At 44.5% G+C, this 2,592-nt stretch carries 2 protein-coding genes and 1 pseudogene; 2 read left to right on the top strand and 1 reads right to left on the bottom strand.

Annotated features, from left to right (window positions below):
* Nucleotides 1–202 precede the first annotated feature (202 nt).
* Both J6U00_RS02695 and J6U00_RS02690 read left to right on the top strand, forming a co-directional pair.
* A complete protein-coding gene (locus J6U00_RS02695) occupies nucleotides 203–757 on the top strand; it encodes an RNA polymerase sigma factor (protein ID WP_296578507.1) in 555 nt (184 codons plus the stop codon).
* Nucleotides 744–1,712 carry a hypothetical protein gene (locus J6U00_RS02690; RefSeq protein WP_296578504.1) on the top strand — a complete coding sequence of 323 codons (969 nt, stop codon included), beginning with the start codon at nucleotides 744–746 and terminating at the stop codon, nucleotides 1,710–1,712. The genes J6U00_RS02695 and J6U00_RS02690 overlap by 14 nt, the downstream gene beginning before the upstream one ends.
* Nucleotides 1,713–1,947: 235 nt before the next feature.
* Here J6U00_RS02690 and J6U00_RS02685 read toward each other — a convergent pair.
* Nucleotides 1,948–2,592: pseudogene (locus J6U00_RS02685) on the bottom strand (peptide ABC transporter substrate-binding protein); the annotation flags it as partial.

Genomic DNA, 2,592 nt, shown 5'->3' with positions numbered 1-2,592 from the left:
TTCATAATGATACCTCCTCATAATGATATTGCAGCTATAAGTGAAGGAGTCGACACCTTTCGTGCTCTTTCACTAACTTAGACGCAGAAAATGGTGCAAACGTCGCAGCTGGTTGAAATAAAAATTATTTTATTGTATAATGAAAAAAACTGCGACGTTTTATGATATTTTGACGTCTAATTAATAAAGAAAGGAGTATGCGATGAAAAACGGTGAAAGCAGCTACAGCCGTTTCCTTTCCGGAGATAAGAATGCACTGGACGAATTGATACGTGACTACAAGGACGGACTTATCTTCTATCTTTACAGCATAGTCGGCGATATCCATAAAGCCGAGGAATATGCGATAGACACCTTTATAAAGCTCTATACTGACAGACCTGTATTTCGCGGAGAAAGCGCCTTCAAGACGTGGCTTTATACTATCGGCAGGAACATCGCATACGACGGTATGCGTAGGAAGCCAAAATATGCAGAGGTACCTCTTGATGATGCCCATGATCTTTCGGAGGCGGCTTCTCTTGAGAAGGAATATATCAAGGACGAGGAGCGGATAATACTCCGCAGGACGATACAGAAGCTCAAGCCCGAATACAGCCAGATACTTTATCTTATATATATCGAAGGCTTCGACCATTCCGAAGCCGGAGCTATAATGAAAAAGTCAGGCAAACAGGTCAGGGATCTGCTTTACCGTGCCAAGGGGGCACTGAAAAAAGAGCTGGAAAAGGAGGGATTCGTGTATGAGGAGCTATAAAGAGATAGCCGATATCGTCAGAGAGCAGGGCGACGCTATACTGGAAAGACGAAGGATACGCGCTCAGCGTATAAAAAGGATATCCTGTGCCGTTTCGGGACTTTGTGCGGCGGTCATAATAGGTGCTGCGGTATGGCACAACAGCGCACTTAATAAAGCTCCCAATCCTGATTTTGGCAAGATCCCGGTAGTAACTCCGACAGAGACCACCGCCGTTACAACTAAGGAGGCGTCAGTGACTACAGCTTCCACGACTGTGAATGAAGTAAAGACTACATCCGCAAAAGCTAAAACGGCTACGACATCAGCAGCGCATACTACATCAATAAATGTATCACAGACTATTTCACAGACTCCAGTGTCCTATGTTAATACGACGGCAGTTTCAGCTACTGTACGTGTTAACGAGATATCGACAGAAAATGTCCAGACCACCACGCTGACAGTAAATGAGGGCAATACCTCAGCCGGTGATCCTCACGGTGCGGAGGAGTCAATGGTGATAACACCTGTTACTACTGAGCCAGGCAATGAGAAGCTAACTGTTACAACTGTGAATGAGATCACAATTCAAACAACTACTATATCCGTAACAAGCCCGGATGGACCTGTGACAACAAGTAATACAAATACTGCTGAAATCATCGTGACCACTGTACCGACCATTCTAGAGGAAGACGCGACTGATACCGAGATATTAGACGAAGAGACGATAAAGGCTCGTTTCAGCGAGATAAATTTCAACCGTAGGACTTATTCTTATGACCGCTCAGTTGATTATAAGCCTGATCTTACGATTTATATGCCCTTTGATGATTATTTGCTGCAAGCTGGGGATGGGTCTTCTTGTACTGCAAAAACTCAGCTTTATATGCCAGAGACCGAAGAAAAGAATCACTTGTGGGTAAAGTTCGAAAAAAAAGCTGAGTACTGCCTTTATATCTTGAATAACTGATGCCGGAAGGCTTTCAACTTGATAAAACTATAAAAGCGACTCTCGTTGTTAAATGTCAACAATCAGAGTCGCTTTTATTTGTGCAATGGGTAGAGCTTTAAAATTACTTTTTCAAAATTCAATGGTTTCCCATTGACATATATGCCATTCCAGCCAACTCATAGAAGTTTATTCCATAGAGCTGCACTTCCTGCCGGAGATCATACGCCTGAATATCACAGAGGCTTCTTACGTATTAGCTGTAGTTCTTGGCGATGCGGTAATCTATGGAGCCGGTAAAGGCATCGTAGATGATGTCCTCGTTGTCCTTGTTGGCGATAAGGTATGAACTCTTATAGAACAGTGGTATAAAGCCGTACTGATCGAGCAGAGCCTTTTCCTGAGCGCTGTAGCAGTCAGCTAGTTCTGAGGCAGAGGCGCATTTTATCACCGCATCCGCACAGTCAAGACCGTTTGCCGCAGCTTTCAGGCAGTCCGACGTCCTGAACTCGTTGAATACGGCAAGACCGCTGTTGAAGCCGGCTTTCAGCGGATACAGAGCTATACTGTAATCGCCATCCGCTATCCTTCTTTCAAATTCTGAGGAGGTGAGATCCTCGATACCGAGGTATATGCCGAGACTGTCCTGCCAGCTCTGCGATAGTATATGAAGGTATCTCGAATCTATTGTATTCGAATCAACTATTATCTTTACGCTTTCCAGAGAATTTATCTTGAGGTCTGACTTTGCTTTTGCAAGGAGCTGCGAAGCCTCCTTGATATTGAACATGTCAAACTGCTTGTCCGAGGAGAGATCACGGTAGCTCCTGCCAAAAAGCTCTACCGCCGGTGGAATAACTCCAAAAGCAGGGGATATATCTGTAGTGCTCTCGCTGGAAAG

The sequence above is a fragment of the Ruminococcus sp. genome (assembly GCF_017650195.1).
In the GTDB taxonomy this organism is placed as follows: Bacteria; Bacillota; Clostridia; order Oscillospirales; family Ruminococcaceae; genus Ruminococcus.
This window is presented reverse-complemented; position numbering and strand designations above follow the sequence as displayed.